The organism is Streptomyces sp. NPDC058198, from assembly GCF_042882605.1.
GTDB lineage: Bacteria > Actinomycetota > Actinomycetes > Streptomycetales > Streptomycetaceae > Streptomyces.
In genome coordinates this window covers 806763-825502 of sequence record NZ_JBHVVP010000002.1, presented here as the reverse complement: position 1 = coordinate 825502, position 18740 = coordinate 806763, and the positions used below count along the sequence as shown (strand labels likewise).

19 protein-coding genes are annotated in these 18740 nt (G+C 70.1%); 6 read left to right on the top strand and 13 right to left on the bottom strand.

What is annotated here, in order from left to right:
• The first annotated feature begins 147 nt into the window (after positions 1–147).
• From ACFVWW_RS12160 to cseC, 4 genes are read left to right on the top strand one after another with little or no spacing between them, the layout of a single operon-like run.
• Positions 148–678: a SigE family RNA polymerase sigma factor gene (locus tag ACFVWW_RS12160; protein ID WP_384179809.1), complete on the top strand. Its 531-nt coding sequence runs from the start codon at positions 148–150 to the stop codon at positions 676–678.
• Positions 679–728: 50 nt separating this feature from the next.
• Complete coding sequence (locus ACFVWW_RS12155) at positions 729–1334, top strand: hypothetical protein (protein ID WP_384179807.1); 606 nt, start codon at positions 729–731, stop codon at positions 1332–1334.
• Between the two features lie 10 nt (positions 1335–1344).
• On the top strand, positions 1345–2037 hold the full coding sequence (cseB, locus tag ACFVWW_RS12150) for a two-component system response regulator CseB (RefSeq protein WP_384179805.1): 693 nt from the start codon (positions 1345–1347) through the stop codon (positions 2035–2037).
• On the top strand, positions 2034–3353 hold the full coding sequence (gene cseC / locus ACFVWW_RS12145) for a two-component system sensor histidine kinase CseC (RefSeq protein ID WP_384179803.1): 1320 nt from the start codon (positions 2034–2036) through the stop codon (positions 3351–3353). The genes cseB and cseC overlap by 4 nt, the downstream gene beginning before the upstream one ends.
• Before the next feature lie 91 nt (positions 3354–3444).
• Here the strand turns inward: cseC and ACFVWW_RS12140 are convergent, their stop codons facing one another.
• Positions 3445–5079: an MDR family MFS transporter gene (locus tag ACFVWW_RS12140; RefSeq protein WP_386877368.1), complete on the bottom strand. Its 1635-nt coding sequence runs from the start codon at positions 5077–5079 to the stop codon at positions 3445–3447.
• Between the two features lie 118 nt (positions 5080–5197).
• Between ACFVWW_RS12140 and ACFVWW_RS12135 the strand changes: the two genes are divergently transcribed.
• Entirely contained in the window at positions 5198–5776 is a 579-nt protein-coding gene (locus tag ACFVWW_RS12135; RefSeq protein WP_386877367.1) for a TetR/AcrR family transcriptional regulator, read from the top strand.
• On the opposite strand, the gene ACFVWW_RS12130 is transcribed toward ACFVWW_RS12135, so the two are convergent.
• Positions 5766–6482, bottom strand: a complete 717-nt coding sequence (locus ACFVWW_RS12130) for a M23 family metallopeptidase (RefSeq protein ID WP_384179797.1) — start codon at positions 6480–6482, stop codon at positions 5766–5768. The genes ACFVWW_RS12135 and ACFVWW_RS12130 overlap by 11 nt on opposite strands.
• Before the next feature lie 551 nt (positions 6483–7033).
• Complete coding sequence (locus tag ACFVWW_RS12125; RefSeq protein ID WP_384179795.1) at positions 7034–9559, bottom strand: ATP-dependent Clp protease ATP-binding subunit; 2526 nt, start codon at positions 9557–9559, stop codon at positions 7034–7036.
• 430 nt (positions 9560–9989) lie between these two features.
• Here ACFVWW_RS12125 and ACFVWW_RS12120 point away from each other — a divergent pair, with 430 nt between their 5' ends.
• The gene (locus ACFVWW_RS12120) at positions 9990–10580 is read left to right on the top strand and encodes an SCO3374 family protein (RefSeq protein WP_384179793.1); all 591 of its coding nucleotides are present in this window, start codon (positions 9990–9992) and stop codon (positions 10578–10580) included.
• On the opposite strand, the gene ACFVWW_RS12115 is transcribed toward ACFVWW_RS12120, so the two are convergent.
• The 10 genes from ACFVWW_RS12115 to ACFVWW_RS12070 form a co-directional block, all read right to left on the bottom strand.
• Positions 10559–10894, bottom strand: coding sequence for an Lsr2 family protein (locus ACFVWW_RS12115; RefSeq protein WP_384179791.1), 336 nt, complete (start codon positions 10892–10894; stop codon positions 10559–10561). The genes ACFVWW_RS12120 and ACFVWW_RS12115 overlap by 22 nt on opposite strands.
• Positions 10895–11039: 145 nt before the next feature.
• Positions 11040–11579 carry an amino-acid N-acetyltransferase gene (locus ACFVWW_RS12110; RefSeq protein WP_384179789.1) on the bottom strand — a complete coding sequence of 180 codons (540 nt, stop codon included), beginning with the start codon at positions 11577–11579 and terminating at the stop codon, positions 11040–11042.
• 9 nt (positions 11580–11588) lie between these two features.
• Positions 11589–12092 carry a BlaI/MecI/CopY family transcriptional regulator gene (locus tag ACFVWW_RS12105; protein ID WP_384179853.1) on the bottom strand — a complete coding sequence of 168 codons (504 nt, stop codon included), beginning with the start codon at positions 12090–12092 and terminating at the stop codon, positions 11589–11591.
• A 134-nt stretch (positions 12093–12226) separates the two neighbouring features.
• Entirely contained in the window at positions 12227–12385 is a 159-nt protein-coding gene (locus ACFVWW_RS12100; RefSeq protein ID WP_384332361.1) for a hypothetical protein, read from the bottom strand.
• 14 nt (positions 12386–12399) lie between these two features.
• Positions 12400–12996: a hypothetical protein gene (locus tag ACFVWW_RS12095; protein ID WP_384179851.1), complete on the bottom strand. Its 597-nt coding sequence runs from the start codon at positions 12994–12996 to the stop codon at positions 12400–12402.
• Between the two features lie 103 nt (positions 12997–13099).
• Positions 13100–13897, bottom strand: a complete 798-nt coding sequence (locus ACFVWW_RS12090; RefSeq protein ID WP_384179785.1) for a type III pantothenate kinase — start codon at positions 13895–13897, stop codon at positions 13100–13102.
• Positions 13897–14928 (bottom strand): carboxylating nicotinate-nucleotide diphosphorylase, encoded by a 1032-nt coding sequence (nadC, locus tag ACFVWW_RS12085; protein WP_384179783.1) that lies wholly within the window; start codon positions 14926–14928, stop codon positions 13897–13899. Before nadC ends, ACFVWW_RS12090 begins: the two co-directional genes overlap by 1 nt.
• Before the next feature lie 2 nt (positions 14929–14930).
• On the bottom strand, positions 14931–16706 hold the full coding sequence (locus ACFVWW_RS12080; RefSeq protein WP_386877366.1) for an L-aspartate oxidase: 1776 nt from the start codon (positions 16704–16706) through the stop codon (positions 14931–14933).
• On the bottom strand, positions 16703–17728 hold the full coding sequence (gene panC, locus ACFVWW_RS12075; RefSeq protein WP_386877365.1) for a pantoate--beta-alanine ligase: 1026 nt from the start codon (positions 17726–17728) through the stop codon (positions 16703–16705). The genes ACFVWW_RS12080 and panC overlap by 4 nt, the downstream gene beginning before the upstream one ends.
• Complete coding sequence (locus tag ACFVWW_RS12070) at positions 17725–18666, bottom strand: Rossmann-like and DUF2520 domain-containing protein (RefSeq protein ID WP_384179777.1); 942 nt, start codon at positions 18664–18666, stop codon at positions 17725–17727. Before ACFVWW_RS12070 ends, panC begins: the two co-directional genes overlap by 4 nt.
• Between the last annotated feature and the right edge of the window lie 74 nt (positions 18667–18740).

Below are 18740 nucleotides of genomic sequence, written 5' to 3'. Positions count from 1 at the left end.
CGCGAGCCGTCTCGGCGGCCGTTACACAACCGATGGGCAGCCGTGCGTCCGCCGACGTCTGTCCCGCACACCTCCGTGACAACCGCTCCGTAATTTCAGTGCCGTACACGAACGGCATGGATCATCACGGGGTCGGAGGCGGTTGGCATGGCGCAGGGCGAGGTGCTCGGATTCGAGGAGTACGTGCGTACCCGGCAGGAGGCCCTGCTGCGGAGCGCCCGGCGCCTCGTGCCCGACCCCGTCGACGCGCAGGACCTGCTGCAGACCGCCCTGGCGCGTACGTACCGCCGCTGGGACGGCATCGCGGACAAGTCCCTCGCCGATGCCTATCTGCGCCGCGTCATGATCAACACCCGTACGGAGTGGTGGCGCGCGCGCAAGCTCGAAGAGGTCCCCACCGAGCAGCTGCCCGACGCCAGCGTCGAGGACGGCACGGAGCAGCGCGCCGACCGTGCCCTGCTGATGGACGTGCTCGGGGTGCTGGCTCCCAAGCAGCGCAGTGTCGTCGTGCTGCGACACTGGGAGCAGATGAGTACGGAAGAGACGGCCGCGGCGCTCGGAATGTCGGCGGGTACGGTCAAGAGCACGCTGCACCGCGCGCTGGCCCGGCTCCGTCAGGAGCTGGAGAGCCGGGAGCGGGAAAGCCGGGAACGGGGGCGGGAGAGGTGCGCGGCCTGACAGGCCCTGACCGGCCGGGGGGCAGATCATTCGCGGCGAGCTGTACGGCCTTGGCCGGGCTCGCCGCCTTCTGCGTGCTCGCGGCCGGCTGTTCGACGGGCGGTACGGGGACGAGGGACGAGGGCGCGGCGGTGACCTCGCCGGTCGAGCGGGGCGGGCCCACCGCCAGCGTGTCGGCGCCGCCGCCCGCCACGACGGTGGACGCGGTGTCGTTGCTCAAGCACGACCCCAAGGTCGGCGTGCGGATCAAGGCCGATCTCAAGCCGTGCGCCGAGGACACGTACCCGGTGGACACCTCGTACGGAGAGCTCACCGGCGGCACCGCTCCCGATGTCGTGGTCAACGTGATGACCTGCGGCGATTCGGTCGGCATCGGGACCTACGTGTACCGCGAGACGAACGAGCACTACGAGAACGTCTTCGCGGCCGAGGAGCCGGCGGTCTACGCCACGATCGACCGCGGCGAGCTGGTCGTCACCCAGCAGGTGTACGCGAAGGGCGATCCGGTGTCGTATCCGTCCGGCGAGGACGTGGTGACCTACAGCTGGTCCGGCACCAAGTTCACCGAGCGCTACCGGGTGCGCAACAACTACAGCAAAGCGGTGGGCAACGGAGACGGGTACGCCCCCGAGCCGACCACGCCGAGCGAGAACTGAGAGCCGCGGGATGGCCGAGACCCATGTCCTGTTCGTCGAGGACGACGACGTGATCCGCGAAGCCACCCAGCTCGCGCTGGAGCGCGACGGCTTCGTGGTCACCGCCATGCCGGACGGACTCTCCGGTCTTGAGGCGTTCCGCGCCGACCAGCCGGACATCGCCCTGCTCGATGTGATGGTGCCGGGCCTGGACGGCGTCAGCCTCTGCCGGCGTATCCGGGACGAGTCGACCGTGCCCGTGATCATGCTGTCGGCGCGCGCCGACTCGATCGACGTGGTACTGGGCCTGGAGGCCGGCGCCGACGACTACGTGACCAAGCCCTTCGACGGGGCGGTGCTGGTCGCACGGATCCGGGCCGTCCTGCGCCGCTTCGGGCACGCCGGTGAGCCGGGCGGGCAGGACGGGCCCGACGAGCGCGGTGTGCTGTCCTTCGGCGATCTGGAGATCGACACGGAGGGGATGGAGGTGCGCAGGGGCGGCGCGCCGGTGTCGCTGACGCCGACGGAGATGCGGCTGCTGCTGGAGTTCTCGTCCGCGCCCGGCACCGTGCTCTCCCGCGACAAGCTGCTGGAGCGGGTCTGGGACTACGGCTGGGGCGGTGACACCCGGGTGGTGGACGTCCATGTCCAGCGGCTGCGCACCAAGATCGGACAGGACCGGATCGATACGGTCCGCGGCTTCGGATACAAGCTCAAGGCATGAAGCGGCTCGCTCTGCGCACCGGTGTCCGGTGGAAGATCAGCATCGCCATCGCGGCCGTCGGGGCGCTGGTCGTGGTGGCGCTGAGCCTTGTGGTGCACAACGCGGCCCGGGTCTCGATGCTGGACAACGCGCGCGAGGTGCAGCTGGAGCGGCTGCTGTTCGCGGAGCGGATGTACGAATCGACCAAGGAGCCCAAGTTCGGCACGAAGCTCAATGACCCCTCGCTCCCGCCCGACCTGCGGATCAAGATGAAGCAGGGCCGGCGGGCGACGTATGTGCAGGAGACTTCGCACGGGGTGCCCGATGTCTGGGCGGCCGTCCCGCTGGGCAACGGCACGGTGCTCTCGATGCACAACAAGTTCGCCGACCGCAGCACGACGATCATGAAGGATCTGGACCGTGCCCTGATCATCGGCTCGGTCTCGGTGGTGTTCGGGGGCTGCGCCCTGGGTGTGCTGATCGGCGGGCAGCTCTCGCGTCGGCTGCGCCGGGCCGCGGCGGCCGCGGGCAAGGTCGCGCAGGGCAATACGGAGGTACGGGTCGGGGACGCCATCGGCGGAGTCGTACGCGACGAGACGGATGAGCTGGCCCGCGCCGTGGACGCCCTGACCGACGCGCTGAACGCGCGGATCGAGGCGGAGCGCCGGGTCACCGCGGATATCGCCCATGAGCTGCGTACGCCGGTGACGGGACTGCTCACCGCGGCCGAGCTGCTGCCGCCCGGCCGCCCCACCGAGCTCGTACGGGACCGGGCCCGGGCGATGCGGACGCTGGTCGAGGACGTCCTTGAGGTGGCCAGGCTCGACAGCGCGTCGGAGCGCGCCGAGCTCCAGGAGATCGCGCTCGGCGAATTCGTCGAGCGGCGGGTGGCGGTGCTGAACCCGGCCATCAAGATCCAGGTGGTGCACGAGTCCTGGGTCAGTACGGATCCCCGGCGGCTGGAACGCATCCTGGGCAATCTGCTGGCCAACGCCGCGAAGCACGGCGGGACGCCGGTCGAGGTCACGGTCGAGGGCCGGGTGGTACGGGTACGCGACCACGGGCCCGGCTTCCCCGAGGCGCTGCTGCGTGAGGGCCCGAGCCGGTTCCGTACGGGCGCGAGCGACCGCGCGGGCCAGGGCCACGGCCTGGGCCTGACCATCGCGGCCGGCCAGGCGCGCGTCCTCGGCGCGCGGCTCACCTTCCGGAACGCGATGCCGGAGGGCGCGGCGGACCGAGAGGGCACGGGCGGCGCCATCGCGGTCCTCTGGCTCCCGGAACACGCCCCGACGACCACCGGCAGCTTCCCGATCCTCAGCCTCCCGGACCACGCCTGAGTCCTGTCCGGCACGCACCACTGACAACGGCCCCCAGCGCGCGCCGGGGGCCGTTGTCAGTGGTGCGTGGGCACCAGTCACTCGGTGGGGATCAGGCGGACTGCGGGACCTTGCTGTCGACGTCGGGCGCCGCGTCGGAGGCGGGCGCGGGGCCGCCGCCCCGCAGCGGGACCTCCTTGACGAAGAAGGCCGCGACGAAGCCGAGCACCGCGATGGCCGCGCCCAGCGTGAAGGCCGCGTGCGTACCGGACGACACCGCCTGCTGGTACGCCTCACGCATCGCCTCCGGCAGCTTCGCCAGGCTCGCGGCGTCCAGCTGGGCGGACTGCAGGGGCGCGGCGCCGGACCCGGCCTGAGCGGCCATCTCGTCCTGCACCCGGCTGGTGAACAGCGCACCCATGATCGCGACGCCGAAGGAGCTGCCGAGCGTACGGAAGAGGGTGGCCGAGGACGAGGCGACGCCCATGTCCTTCAGCTCGACGCTGTTCTGCGCGACGAGCATGGTGATCTGCATCAGGAAGCCCATGCCGGCGCCGAGCACCGCCATGTAGATGCCCGAGGTCAGCTGCGACGTGCCGGTGTCCATCTGCGCGAGCAGGAAGAGGCCAACGACCATCAGCCCGCCGCCCATGATCGGGAAGATCTTGTACTTGCCGCTGTTGGTGGTGACGCGGCCCGCGATCAGCGAGACGACCATCATCGACAGCAGCATCGGCAGGAGCAGCAGACCGGAGTTGGTGGCCGAGGCGCCCTGGACGGACTGCTGGTACAGCGGCAGGAAGAGCACGGCGCCGAACATCACGAAGCCGGTCAGGAAGCCGATCACGGACATCAGCGTGAAGTTGCGGTTGCGGAAGATGTGCAGCGGCATGATCGGCTCGGGCGCCTTGGTCTGCACGACGACGAAGCCGACGAGCGCGGCGACACCGATCGCGATGAGCTCCATGATCATCGCGGAGCCCCAGGCGTACTCCGTACCGCCCCAGGTGGTGACCAGCACGATCGAGGTGATGCCGACGGTCAGCAGCGCGGCACCGAGATAGTCGACCTTGGCCTGCGACCGGTCCTTGGCGGGCAGGTGCAGTACGGCCGTGATCATCACCAGCGCCAGCGCGCCCAGCGGCAGGTTGATGTAGAAGCTCCAGCGCCAGCCGAGGTGGTCGGTGATGGTGCCGCCGACCAGCGGTCCGCCGATCATGGCGAGCGCCATGACGCCGGCCATCATGCCCTGGTACCTGCCACGCTCCCGGGGCGGGATGAGGTCACCGATGATCGCCATGACGCCGACCATCAGACCGCCCGCGCCCAGACCCTGGACGGCCCGGAAGCCGATCAGCTGGCTCATGTCCTGGGCCATACCGCTGAGAACCGATCCGATCAGGAAGATCACGATCGAGGTGAGGAAGACGCCCTTGCGGCCGTACAGGTCGCCGAGCTTGCCCCAGATCGGCGTCGAGGCGGCGGTCGCCAGGGTGTACGCGGTCACCACCCAGGACAGATGCGCGAGTCCGCCCAGCTCACCGACGATCGTCGGCATCGCGGTACCGATGATCATGTTGTCCAGCATGGCCAGCAGCATCGCGATCATCAGCGCCAGCAGAACCACGCGCACGCTGCGCGGCTGCGGCTCCGCCTTCTTGACCAGGTCGGGCTTTTCGGCCGTATCGGCTCTCTCGGCCGCCCCGGCCACGTCGCCCTTCCCCGTCTGGTTACCGGTCGGACTCATATTCCCCACTCCCTGCACTCCCCTGGCACTTACTTGCCGCCCGGCAAGTTGACTACACTTGGGGAAGGTAGACCCTCACTTGCCGGGCGTCAAGTAAGTCATTTCTCAGGAGAGCAGCATGGGCAGCACACAGCACCCGCGGCGGGGCGACACCCGCCAGCGCATCCAGGACATCGCCCTGGAGCTCTTCGCCGAACAGGGGTACGAGAAGACCTCACTGCGGGAGATCGCCGAGCGGCTGGACGTCACGAAGGCGGCGCTCTACTACCACTTCAAGACCAAGGAAGACATCCTGATCAGCATCTTCCAGGACCTGACGCGGCCGATCGACGACCTGGTCGCCTGGGGCAGGACACAGCCGCACACCCTGGAGACCAAGACGGAGATCCTGCGCCGCTACAGCGTGGCGCTGGCGAGCGCGGCCCCGCTCTTCCGCTTCATGCAGGAGAACCAGGCGACGGTCCGCGACCTCAGCGTCGGCGAGTCGTTCAAGAGCCGGATGCTGGGGATGCTCGATCTGATCCAGGACCCGGACGCGTCCCTGAAGAACCGGGTCCGCTGCGTCAGCGCGCTCTTCACCATGCACGCCGGTCATTTCGCCCTCAGGGACATAGAAGGAGACCCCGAGGCGAAGCGCGAAGCCATCCTCGAGGTCTCCATCGATCTGATGAGCCAGGCTCATCGGGTCACACCTTGACGCCCTTGGCGTGCAGGAAGGGCACCGGGTTTATCGCCGAACCGTAGTTCGCGGTCGTACGGATCTCGAAGTGCAGGTGCGGGCCGCTCGAGTTTCCGGTGTTACCGGACAGGGCGATCTTCTGGTCCGTCGTGACGTGCTGGCCCACGTGCACCTTGATCTTCGACAGGTGCGCGTACTGCGAGTACGTACCGTTCTGGTGCTTGATCACGATCGCGTTGCCGTACGCGGGTCCGTCACCGGCGCCGTTGGGGCCGGCCTTGACGACGGTGCCGCTGTGGGCGGCGTGGACCGTCGTGCCGACCGGCACCGCGAAGTCCTGGCCGGAATGCTTGTGGGCCCACATGTTGCCGCCGCGGCCGAAGCTCGCGCTCAGCTCGTAGCGGTTGACCGGATCGGTCCAGGAGGCGGCCTTCGTGACGTTCGCCTTGGCCTTCGCCACGGCCTTGGCATGTTTCGCCTTCGCGAGCTTCGCCTTGGCGTCCTGAGCCTTGTCGGCGGCCTTGGCCTGGGCCGTGGCCTGCTTCTGGACGGCACTGGCGGCCGAGGTGGCGGCCGGGCCGGCGGTCACGCCGGCGCCATCGGTCGCGGCGAACGCGGCCCCGGCGCCACACGCCATCGACACTCCCAGGCCGGCGGCCACGATGCCGGCACGGCTGCGCAGGACGGACGGGCGGGACAGACGGAACTGGTTGCGCTGCGACATACGGGACACCTCCGGGCATGAATGGACCCGACACACATGCGCCGGGCTGGCCACACCTTGATAACCCGGACCCCATCCCATACCAAAACGCCCATCTACGACATCACATCGTAGGGATCTTCACACCGAACCATCCCTGGATAGCCCACTAGAGCCCGATATCGACCGAGCGAAATGCACCGATTCCATCCTGTTTAAGGCCACGTGAGGCGGTACGCGAACCCCCAGCCGACCAGGCCGACCGGCTCAGGGGCCCCCGCGGCACCGAAAGCCCCGACGGCGCCCCGGCCGAAGGCCCCCGCCGACGCCCCGCTTTGCCACTATTCCTACTAGTAGGGTCGGAAGCGCCTGTGCGCCTTGTCACGCCCACCGGGCCGGAATGCCTTCCGATTCGGGACCAACGGCCCGATTGACCGACGCGCTCCGATCCAGCGGCGGTCCACGCCCGTCCGACCGTCCTCGCGTGCGCGGCACGCGAAAAGGGGCTGCCCCGGACCGTACGAAACGGTCCGGGGCAGCCCCTTCAGTCACTCAGCCCGGGGGCGTGAGCCTCATACGTCCTTCGTCAGGTTCGGACCGGCGCCGCCGGCCGCCTGCTCGATGGGAGGAGCATCCGGCAGAGCCGACTTCTCCTCGCCGCGGAAGGTGAACTTCTTCTCCTCACCCTCGCCCTCGGCGTCCACGACCACGATGTGACCGGGGCGCAGCTCACCGAAGAGGATCTTCTCGGAGAGGACGTCCTCGATCTCGCGCTGGATCGTCCGGCGCAGCGGCCGGGCGCCCAGGACCGGGTCGTAGCCCTTCTTGGCGAGGAGCGACTTGGCGTTCGGGCTGAGCTCGAGGCCCATGTCCCGGTCCTTCAGCCGCTCGTCCACCTTGTCGACCATGAGGTCGACGATCTGGATGATGTCTTCCTCGGTGAGCTGGTGGAAGACCACCGTGTCGTCGACACGGTTGAGGAACTCGGGCCTGAAGTGCTGCTTGAGCTCTTCGTTGACCTTGTTCTTCATCCGCTCGTAGTTGCTCTTGGTGTCGCCCTGGGCGGCGAAGCCCAGGTTGAACCCCTTGGAGATGTCCCTGGTCCCGAGGTTGGTCGTCATGATGATGACCGTGTTCTTGAAGTCCACGACGCGGCCCTGGGAGTCGGTCAGCCGACCGTCCTCCAGGATCTGCAGCAGGGAATTGAAGATATCGGGGTGGGCCTTCTCGACCTCGTCGAACAGGACGACGGAGAACGGCTTCCTGCGCACCTTCTCGGTGAGCTGGCCGCCCTCTTCGTAACCCACGTATCCGGGGGGAGAACCGAAGAGGCGGGAAACCGTGTGCTTCTCGCTGAACTCCGACATGTCGAGAGCGATCAGCGCGTCCTCGTCACCGAAGAGGAATTCGGCGAGCGTCTTGGAGAGCTCCGTCTTACCGACGCCGGACGGGCCGGCGAAGATGAACGAGCCACCGGGACGCTTGGGGTCCTTCAGACCCGCTCGCGTACGACGGATCGCCTGCGACAGCGCCTTGATGGCGTCCTTCTGGCCGATGACGCGCTTGTGGAGCTCGTCCTCCATGCGGAGCAGCCGCGAGGACTCCTCCTCGGTGAGCTTGAAGACCGGGATGCCCGTGGCGGTCGCCAGGACCTCGGCGATCAGCTCCTCGTCCACCTCGGCGACGACGTCCATGTCGCCGGCCTTCCACTCCTTCTCCCGCTTGGTCTTCGCGGCCAGCAGCTGCTTCTCCTTGTCGCGGAGAGAGGCTGCCTTCTCGAAGTCCTGGGAGTCGATCGCCGACTCCTTGTCGCGGCGGACGCCCGCGATCTTCTCGTCGAACTCACGGAGGTCCGGCGGCGCGGTCATCCGGCGGATGCGCATCCGGGAACCGGCCTCGTCGATCAGGTCGATCGCCTTGTCCGGCAGGAAGCGGTCCGAGATGTAGCGGTCGGCGAGCGTCGCGGCAGCGACCAGCGCGGAGTCCGTGATGGACACGCGGTGGTGCGCCTCGTAACGGTCGCGCAGGCCCTTCAGGATCTCGATCGTGTGCGGCAGCGACGGCTCCGCGACCTGGATGGGCTGGAAGCGGCGCTCAAGGGCCGCGTCCTTCTCCAGGTGCTTGCGGTACTCGTCGAGCGTCGTCGCACCGATGGTCTGCAGCTCGCCACGGGCCAGCATCGGCTTCAGGATGCTCGCCGCGTCGATCGCGCCCTCGGCGGCGCCCGCACCCACGAGGGTGTGGAGCTCGTCGATGAACAGGATGATGTCGCCGCGGGTGCGGATCTCCTTCAGGACCTTCTTCAGACGCTCCTCGAAGTCACCGCGGTAGCGGGAGCCGGCGACGAGCGCACCGAGGTCGAGGGTGTAGAGGTGCTTGTCCTTGAGGGTCTCGGGCACCTCGCCCTTGACGATGGCCTGGGCCAGTCCCTCGACGACCGCCGTCTTGCCGACGCCGGGCTCGCCGATGAGGACCGGGTTGTTCTTCGTACGGCGGGACAGCACCTGCATGACCCGCTCGATCTCCTTCTCGCGCCCGATGACGGGGTCGAGTTTGGATTCACGAGCGGCCTGGGTGAGATTCCGGCCGAACTGGTCGAGGACCAGGGACGTGGAGGGCGTGCCCTCGGCAGGACCGCCCGCTGTGGCGGCCTCCTTGCCCTGGTATCCGGAGAGCAGCTGGATGACCTGCTGCCGCACCCGGTTGAGATCGGCGCCCAGCTTCACGAGGACCTGGGCGGCGACGCCCTCACCCTCGCGGATCAGGCCGAGCAGGATGTGCTCCGTGCCGATGTAGTTGTGGCCCAGCTGAAGGGCCTCGCGGAGCGACAGCTCCAGGACCTTCTTGGCACGGGGGGTGAAGGGGATGTGCCCGGACGGAGCCTGCTGGCCCTGCCCGATGATCTCCTCCACCTGCTGGCGGACCGCCTCGAGCGAAATCCCGAGGCTCTCCAGGGCCTTAGCGGCGACACCCTCACCCTCGTGGATCAGGCCCAGGAGGATGTGCTCGGTGCCGATGTAGTTGTGGTTGAGCATCCGGGCTTCTTCCTGAGCCAGGACGACAACCCGCCGCGCGCGGTCGGTGAACCTCTCGAACATCGTTAATCGCTCCTCAGAGCGGTCAGGCAGTAAAGGGGTCGGTCCCCTCCCTGTCCTTCCGCAGCTTAGTCCCGCAAGCGGGGACCGCTCATTCCAACTGCCGACACAGTCCCAGGCCTCCAGCCCCGAACTCCGACAACAGCTCCAACCCGATGGTGCGAGACGATGTTCCCGCAGGCCAGGCAGATACCCTCACCATCAGTACGCCGATGGCGAACGTGAGACGCCCGAAACCGCGTGTCGCCCCTCCCCACTAGGAATGTCTTACCCGTAAGGAGTGACACTCCATGCGGCGCACCCCGGTTCCCTCCGCTACGGGCGAACACCCTTGCGCTCCCTCACGCGCCCGCACGCCCCCAGGACGGAGACTCTGTGCGATCGGGGGCGGACTCAGCGTAACTCCGCGTGCGGATCGGGAGTTGCTCGGGGCATGGCCTTCACTGTCCCGCTTCCCCGCGTCGCACTCGAAGACGGTTCCGCGCAGTGGTACGAGAGCGAACTCGACTGGGCCACGGCGGCCGGGCCTCCGGTCCAGCTGGTGACCGGGCTCCGCTTCGACGTACTGGAATTGCCGGCGGACGCCGGTGCGGCCGTGCTGCGGCGAATCGGCCCGACGGGGCCGGTGGCGCTCCGCGGGACGCGCATGGGCCTGCTGGTGGCCGCGGGAAGCGCGGACGAGCTGCCGGGGCTGCTCGACTGGCTGGAGTGGGGCGGGATCGCCCTCGGGCTGACCGCCGTCGGTGCGGGCGGGCGGATGACAGCCCCCGCACCACCGCGGTGGCCCCGCGCCGCTGCGCAGGGGGCCGCCGTATGGCTGCGGCCCCCCGAGCCTGGACGCGAGGTGGAGCCGACGCTGCCGGCGCTCGCCCCTTTCGGGCACGGAACGGACAGCGGGGGCAGTGGTGGGGATGCCCCCGATCTCGTACGGCTCGTGGACGCGGCGGCGACTGAGTGCCACCGGGCCCGGTTGCTGCGCAGAAATACGCTCCGTACGAATGCTCAGCCGTTGGCCTTCTCGTAGGCTTCGCGGATCTCGGCGGGAACACGGCCGCGGTCGTTGACGCTGTAGCCGTTCTCCTTCGCCCACTTGCGGATTTCCGCGGTGTCCTTGTTCCCGCCCGCTGCGACACGGCCCTTGCCGCGGCTGCCCGCGCCACGGCCACCGGTACGCCGGCCACTCTTGGCGTACGGATCGAGCAGACCCCGGAGCTTGTCCGCATTGGCGGTAGTGAGGTCGATCTCGTAGGTCTTGCCATCCAGAGCGAACGTCACGGTCTCGTCCGCTTCGCCGCCGTCGAGGTCATCGACAAGAAGGACCTGAACCTTCTGTGCCACCGGATTTCCTTTCATCGAAAATGCAGTACGCGGAAAGGAAACCGCTTTTCTCAGGAAAACACAAACCCCCGGCAGAGGTTCACTGTCGCAAGAACACGGGAAACGTGCGCGATTCGGACATAGGGATCGGGGTGGCTTCCGGCGATCACAGGTGCAGAAGCATCCGGCTGTTGCCCAAGGTGTTCGGCTTCACCCGTTCGAGACCGAGGAACTCCGCAACACCCTCGTCATAGGAACGGAGCAGCTCCCGGTACACATCTCCGTCGACCGGTGTCTCACCGATCTCCACGAAGCCGCGCTTCGTGAAGAACTCGACTTCGAAGGTGAGGCAGAATACGCGGCTCACTCCGAGCCAGCGTGCGGTCTCCAGCAGCTTGGAGAGCAGTTGATGTCCGGCGCCGGCGCCCCTGACCGTGGGATCCACGGCGAGTGTGCGCACTTCGGCGAGGTCTTCCCACATCACGTGCAAGGCGCCGCAGCCGATGACGCTCGCGTCCTCGTCGCGTTCCGCCACCCAGAACTCCTGGATGTCCTCGTAAAGCGTCACCGGCGCTTTGTCGAGCAGGATGCCTTCGCTCACGTAAGGGTCGACGAGACGGCGGATCGCCGCCACATCCCTGGTCCTGGCCCGCCGGACGGTGATGGCATTTGCTGTGGCATTGGGAAGCGGAAGGGCTGAGGACATGACTGGACGCTATCGCCCCGCGTCGCGCCCGCCGTCGGCGCCCTCGGCGGCGTCTTCCGTACGGTCGTCTTCCGGGCGCTCGTCCTGCCCGCGGCCGCCTTCCGGGCGGTCGCCTTCGGACCGTTCATCTTCCGCGGGGTCACCTTCCTGACGGTCCGTTCGAACCATACGGATGGCGTCCTCCAGTGACCGGCGCTGCTCGGCCGACATCATGCCGAAGAAGGCGACAAGTGCGGCCGCCGGGTTGTCACTCTTCGACCACGCTTCGTTCATCAGTGCCGCCGCGTAGGCGGCGCGGGTGGAGACCGCCGTATATCGATAGGCGCGGCCCTCGACTTCCCTGCGCACCCAGCCCTTCTGATGGAGATTGTCCATTACGGTCATGACGGTGGTGTAGGCGATGGACCGTTCCTGCTGAAGGTCTTCGAGGACTTCCCGGACGGTGACCGGACGGTTCCATTGCCAGACGCGTGTCATGACGGCGTCTTCCAGGTCTCCCAATTGACGGGGCACAGCTCCACGATAGTGCGAGATGTCCGAATGGTCGGTTATTGACCGTAACAAAAAGGACGTACGACTGATCAACAGTCGTACGTCCAGGTCATACGCCGGTCATGCGTCGGCGATACGTCAAAGGCGGTACGGGCCTACCGCTGGGCGGATTCCGCGCGGGCGAGCGCCGCGTCGACGGCGGCGTCCTCCTTGGCCTTGTTCGAGCCGCCCTGGCTCTTGACGATCGTCCTGACCAGGCCGATGAAGAAGGCGGCCATCACCACGGGAGGCAGCAGCGCGGATACGTAGTCCATGGCGACCAGAGTAGCTATCCGGCGGCGCGTTCTTCCGGCGGGGGCGCGGGTCGGCGGCGGGGCGGGAAGACCTCGGACGGCTTGGGCATGGGCCGGTCGGTCGCCGGGCGCTGCGGCGGGGCGGGCTTCCTGGGCTCCCGGGGCTCCCGCTCGGGCTTCGGCTTCGGCGGGTCGTCGGCGGCGCGGCCGCCGGGGAGCGCGTGGAGCCGGGTACGGGGGGCGGGGGCCGTAGCGGCCACGCGTCCGGTGAGACGGGCCCGCGCCGACTGCTCGGCGAGCCGCCTGCCGCGGTCGAGCAGGGCCGCCGCGACCGGATTGCCGCGCAGGGCGCCCAGCGCCGCGAGATCGCCGGGCCGCAGGACGTAGCCGGCGGCCAGGGCGTCCTGGAGCAGCTCCAGATAGCCGGTGAGGGAGCCGGGGAGCGCTTCGCGGTACCGCCCGAGGTCGGCCAGCAGAAAGGCCCGCAGCCGCCCGGCTTCCCGTACCGCCTCGTCCACGGACTCGGCGAGCCGCAGGCAGGCCTGGACGTCCTCGTCGGGGAGCGGGGCGGGATGAAGGGCAACAGCGAGGGCACGTCGGAGCACACTCAGCTCGTCAGCGCCGAACGCCATGCCGCCGCGGGATCCGTATGGCGTGGGCATGCGGCGACACTACGCGCCAAAGGGACAAAATCCGCTTAATCCCCCTCCCCGGGCGCGGCCCTCCCGCCCCGCGTCACATACGCGAGACGTTTCGCTCGTACACCAGTCGCAGGCCGATCAAGGTCAGCCAGGGCTCGTGCTCGTCTATGACGGAGGCCTCGCCGAGGACCATGGGGGCGAGACCGCCGGTCGCGATCACCGTCACGTCTTCCGGGTCGTCGGCCAGCTCCCTGGCCATGCGGGCCACCACGCCGTCGACCTGGCCCGCGAAGCCGTACAGGATGCCCGACTGCATCGCCTCGACCGTGTTCTTGCCGATCACGCTGCGCGGGCGGGCCAGTTCGATCTTGCGGAGCTGGGCGCCCTTGATGCCGAGCGCCTCGACCGAGATCTCGATGCCGGGGGCGATGACACCGCCCGCGTACTCACCGCGCGCGCTGACCGCGTCGAAGGTCGTCGCCGTACCGAAGTCGACGACGATCGCCGGGCCGCCGTACAGCTCGACCGCCGCGACCGCGTTGATGATGCGGTCCGCGCCGACCTCCTTCGGGTTGTCCATCAGGATCGGCACGCCCGTCTTGATGCCCGGCTCCACGAGCACAGCGGGGACGTCTCCGTAGTAGCGGCGGGTCACCTCGCGCAGCTCGTGCAGGACGGACGGGACCGTCGAGCAGATCGCGATGCCGTCGATGCCGTCGCCCAGCTCGTCGCCGAGCAGCGGGTGCATCCCCATCAAGCCCTGGAGGAGGACGGCGAGTTCGTCGGCGGTACGGCGGGCGTCGGTGGAGATGCGCCAGTGCTCGACGATCTCCTCACCGTCGAACAGGCCCAGGACGGTCTGGGTGTTGCCGACATCAATGGTGAGCAGCATCAGGCGGCGACCTCTCGCAGATCCAGTCCGATGTCGAGGATCGGGGAGGAGTGGGTGAGCGCCCCGACCGCGAGGAAGTCGACGCCCGTCTCCGCGTACGCGCGTGCGGTGTCGAGGGCGAGCCGGCCGGAGGACTCCAGGACCGCGCGGCCCGCGACGAGGGCCACGGCCTCCGCCGTCTCGCCGGGTGTGAAGTTGTCCAGCAGGATCAGGTCGGCGCCGGCGTCCAGGACTTCGCGTACCTGGTGGAGGGTGTCGACCTCCACCTCGATCGGCAGGTCGGGGAACCGGTCGCGCACGGCCTTGAAGGCCTCGGCCACCCCGCCCGCCGCGACGACGTGGTTGTCCTTCACCAGGGCGGCGTCGGAGAGCGACATCCGGTGGTTGACGCCGCCGCCGCAGCGCACCGCGTACTTCTCCAGGGCGCGCAGCCCCGGCGTGGTCTTGCGGGTGTCGCGGACCTTGGCCCCGGTGCCTTCGAGCAGATCGGCCCAGGCGCGGGTGGCGGTCGCGATGCCGGACAGCCGGCACAGCAGGTTGAGCGCGCTGCGCTCGGCGGTGAGCAGGTCGCGGGTACGGGACGTGACGCTCAGCAGCTTCTGGCCGGCCTCGACGCGGTCGCCGTCCGCGACATGCCGCTCGACCTCGAACTCCTCGGTACAGACGAGGGAGAGGACGGCTTCGGCGATGTGCAGGCCCGCGACCGTGCCGCTCTCGCGGGCGGTGAAGTCGCCGGTGGCGACGGCGTCTTCGGGGACGGTCGCGACGGTCGTCACGTCCACGCCGTGGTCGAGGTCCTCCTCGACGGCGACATGCGCGATGTCCTCGACCTGGACGGGGTCCAGGCCCGCGTCGGCGAGGAGCTGTGCGAGGGCGGGGTCGAGGCCGCACTCCAGGTCGTCGGGGTCGTACCCGTCCGCGCCGCCGGAGCAGCCGCAGCCGTCACCGCAGCCGCCCCCGGCCGGGGCGCCGATCTGGATCAGCGGTACGTCCACGGGTTCGGGGCGCGGATTGTCTTCGGGCGTGCTCACGGTTACGGCTCCCTGGGGGCGTCGGGGTCTGCGGGGACGGATACGAGTACGGGATCCACGGGCGGGAAGTCGGCCGTTTCGGTACGCCGGAGCGCCAGCCCGCGGTCGGGCAGCAGGCGCACGACGAGATGGCGGCGCCAGTCGGTGTCGTCGCGCTCGGGCCGGTCCTCGCGCCAGTGGCAGCCCCGCGTCTCCTCGCGCTCCACCGCGCCGGCCACCAGTACGCGGGCGACACAGAGGAGGTTCGACGTCTCCCAGGAGTCGACGCCGGGCACGGCCGCCTTGCCGGGGCCCTCGTGGTCCAGGGCGGTGGCCCGAAGGGCGTTCAGATGGACGGCCTCCAGCGCCCGGGCCGCTTCCGTCAGGCTCCGGGCCGACCTGAGCACGCCCGCGCCCGCGGACATGATCCGCTGGATCTCGGTCCGCGCGTCGGGTGTTATCAGCGGCAGCGGCGAGGCAGCGGTGGACGCGGCGACCGGGACGGCGGCGGGCGCCTCGGAATCGCCACGCGGCTCCGCCGGGTCCGCCGCGTCCGCCGCGATGTCCGCGGCGATGCGCTCCGCGAAGACCAGGCCCTCCAGCAGGGAGTTGGAGGCCAGCCGGTTCGCGCCGTGGACGCCCGTGCAGGCGACCTCACCGCACGCGTACAGCCCCGGCACGGTCGTCCGGCCGCGCAGGTCCGTACGGACTCCGCCCGACGCGTAGTGGGCGGCGGGGGCCACCGGGATCGGCTCCGTGACCGGGTCGATGCCATGGGCGCGGCAGGCCGCGAGGATCGTCGGGAAACGGCTCTCCCACATCGGGGCGCCGAAGTGCCTGGCGTCCAGATACATGTGCTCGGCGCCCTGTTCCCCCATCCGCCGCATGATCGCCTTGGCGACGATGTCGCGGGGCGCCAGCTCCGCCAGTTCGTGCTGGTCGAGCATGAAGCGGACGCCGTCGGCGTCGACGAGATGGGCGCCCTCGCCCCGTACCGCCTCGGAGACCAGGGGCTGCTGGCCCTCCGCCCCGGCGCCCAGGAAAAGCACTGTCGGGTGGAACTGCACGAACTCCAGGTCCGAGACCTCGGCGCCCGCCCGCAGGGCCAGCGCCACCCCGTCCCCCGTGGAGACCGCGGGGTTGGTCGTCGCGGAGAAGACCTGGCCCATGCCGCCGGTGGCCAGGACCACCGCGGGGGCGTGGACCGCGCCGACGCCGTCGTGCTGGCCCTCGCCCATCACATGGAGGGTGACACCGGACGTACGGCCCTGTTCGTCCGTCAGCAGATCGAGGACCAGCGCGTTCTCGACGGTACGGAGCGCGGCGGCGCGCACCGCTTCGACCAGGGCGCGGGAGATCTCGGCGCCCGTCGCGTCGCCTCCCGCGTGGGCGATACGGCGGCGGTGGTGGCCGCCCTCGCGGGTGAGCTGGAGCTCGCCGCCGGCGGAGGTGTCGAAGTGCGCGCCGGTGTCGATCAGCCGGCGGACGGCCGCGGGGCCCTCGGTGACCAAAACGCGGACCGCGGCCTCGTCGCACAGGCCCGCGCCCGCGACGAGCGTGTCGGCCAGATGCTGTTCGGGGGTGTCGCCCTCGCCGAGCGCCGCGGCGATGCCGCCCTGGGCCCAGCGCGTGGAGCCGTCGTCGAGACGGGCCTTGGTGACGACGACCGTACGGAGCCCGGCGGCCGTGCAGCGCAGGGCCGTGGTGAGGCCGGCGACGCCGGAGCCGACCACGACGACATCGGCGTCGACGGCCCAGCCGGGTGCGGGGGCGGTCAGCCGTATTCCGGTTCCGGTCACTTGGGGGCTCCGAAGGTCAGGGGGATGTTGTCGATCAGCCGGGTGGAGCCGACTCTCGCGGCGACGGCGAGGATCGCTTCGCCGGTGTGGTCGTCGGGGATCTCGGTGAAGTCGGCGGGGTCGACCAGGGCCAGATAGTCGAGGCGGAGGGGCGGCGCGGCCCGGGCGGCCTCGTCGAGGACGGCGCGGGCGGCGGTCCGTACGGCGTCGGCTCCGCAGAGACGCGCGGGCGCGGCGGGTGCCCAGGCGGCCGCCACCGCGTGGGCGTCGGCCGCCGCACGGGTCTCGCCGAGGGCGGAGAGCGCGGCGGCGCGGGTGCCGGTCGCGGGGGCGGACTCGGCGCGGGCGCGCAGGGCGTGCTGGGCGCCGAGGCGGTCGCGGGCGGCGAACAGCGCGCGGGAGAGGACAAGGGCGGTACGGCGCTCGGGCGGGGACAGATAGCGGTTACGGCTGGAGAGCGCGAGGCCGTCCTCCTCGCGGACCGTCGGTACGCCCACGATTTCGGCCCGGAAGTTCAGATCGCGGGCCATCCGGCGGACCAGGGCGAGCTGCTGGGCGTCCTTGCGGCCGAAGAAGGCGGCGTCGGCCCGGGTGAGGTGCAGCAGCTTGGCGACGACGGTGAGCATGCCGTCGAAGTGCCCCGGGCGGGAGGCGCCTTCGAGCCGCTCGCCCATGGGTCCTGCGGCGATCCTGACCTGGGGGGCGCCGCCGGGGTAGACCTCGTCGGCGGCCGGGGCGAAGACGGCGTCGGCGCCCGCCTCCTGCGCGGTCTTCAGGTCGGTGTCGAGCGTGCGGGGATAGCGGGCGAGGTCCTCGCCCACGCCGAACTGGAGCGGGTTGACGAAGACGGTGACCACGACGAAGCCGTCCGGTCCGACCCGGGCGCGGGCGGCGCGTACGAGGCTCGCGTGCCCGTCGTGGAGCGCGCCCATGGTCATCACCACGGCGATACGGCCGCCGGCGGTGCGCCGCTCCAGGAGGCGGTCGAGGTCTGCGCGCGTGGGGGCGAGTTCGAAGCTCATCGGGCGCCCCCGGCGCCGCCCCCGAGGCGGTCCCCGTCTGCGAGGACACCGAGGAGGTCCTCCGCCAGCTCCGGCTTGAGCAGGCCGTGCGCCAGCGCCCGGTCCGCGGTCGTGCGGGCCATCGCGAGGTATCCCGCGACGGCGCCGGGCGCGTGCTTGCGCAACTCCGCGACATGCGCGGCGACCGTGCCGGCGTCGCCGCGTGCCACCGGGCCCGTGAGGGCCGCGTCACCGGAGCGCAGGGCGTTGTCGAGGGCCGCGCCCAGCAGCGGGCCGAGCATCCGGTCGGGGGCGGTGACCCCGGCCGTACGGAGCAGCTCCATCGACTGCGCCACCAGCGTGACCAGGTGGTTCGCGCCCAGCGCCAGGGCCGCGTGGTAGAGCGGACGGGACTCCTCGGCGATCCACTCGGGCTCGCCGCCCATCTCGATGACCAGCGCCTCCGCCGCCAGCCGCAGCTCCTCGGGCGCGGTGACCCCGAAGGAGCAGCCGGCCAGCCGCTGGACGTCCACGGAGGTGCCGGTGAAGGTCATGGCGGGGTGCAGGGCGAGTGGCAGGGCGCCCGCGCGCAGGGCGGGGTCCAGGACCTTGGCGCCGTAACGCCCCGACGTGTGGACGAGCAGCTGTCCCGGCCGTACGGCGCCGGTCTCGGCGAGCCCCTCGACCAGTCCGGGCAGAGCGTCGTCAGGAACGGTCAGCAGCACCAGATCGGCGCGGGCGAGGACCTCGGCGGCGGTGACCAGCGGGACGTCGGGAAGCAGCGCGGCCGCCCTCCGTACGGAGGCGTCCGAGACGCCCGAGACGGCGACCGGACGGTGTCCGGCGAGCTGCAGGGAGGCGGCGAGGGCGGGGCCGACACGGCCGGCCCCGACGACACCGACGGTGAGCCGGGCGGGGCGGTCCCGGGGATCGAAGGGTTCCTGTGCTGCTGGGTTCACGCGAATCGGGGCCTTCCGTTCCAGTCCGCGGGGGGTACCGGACGATTTCTCGCCATGCTACGCCAGCGATTCGC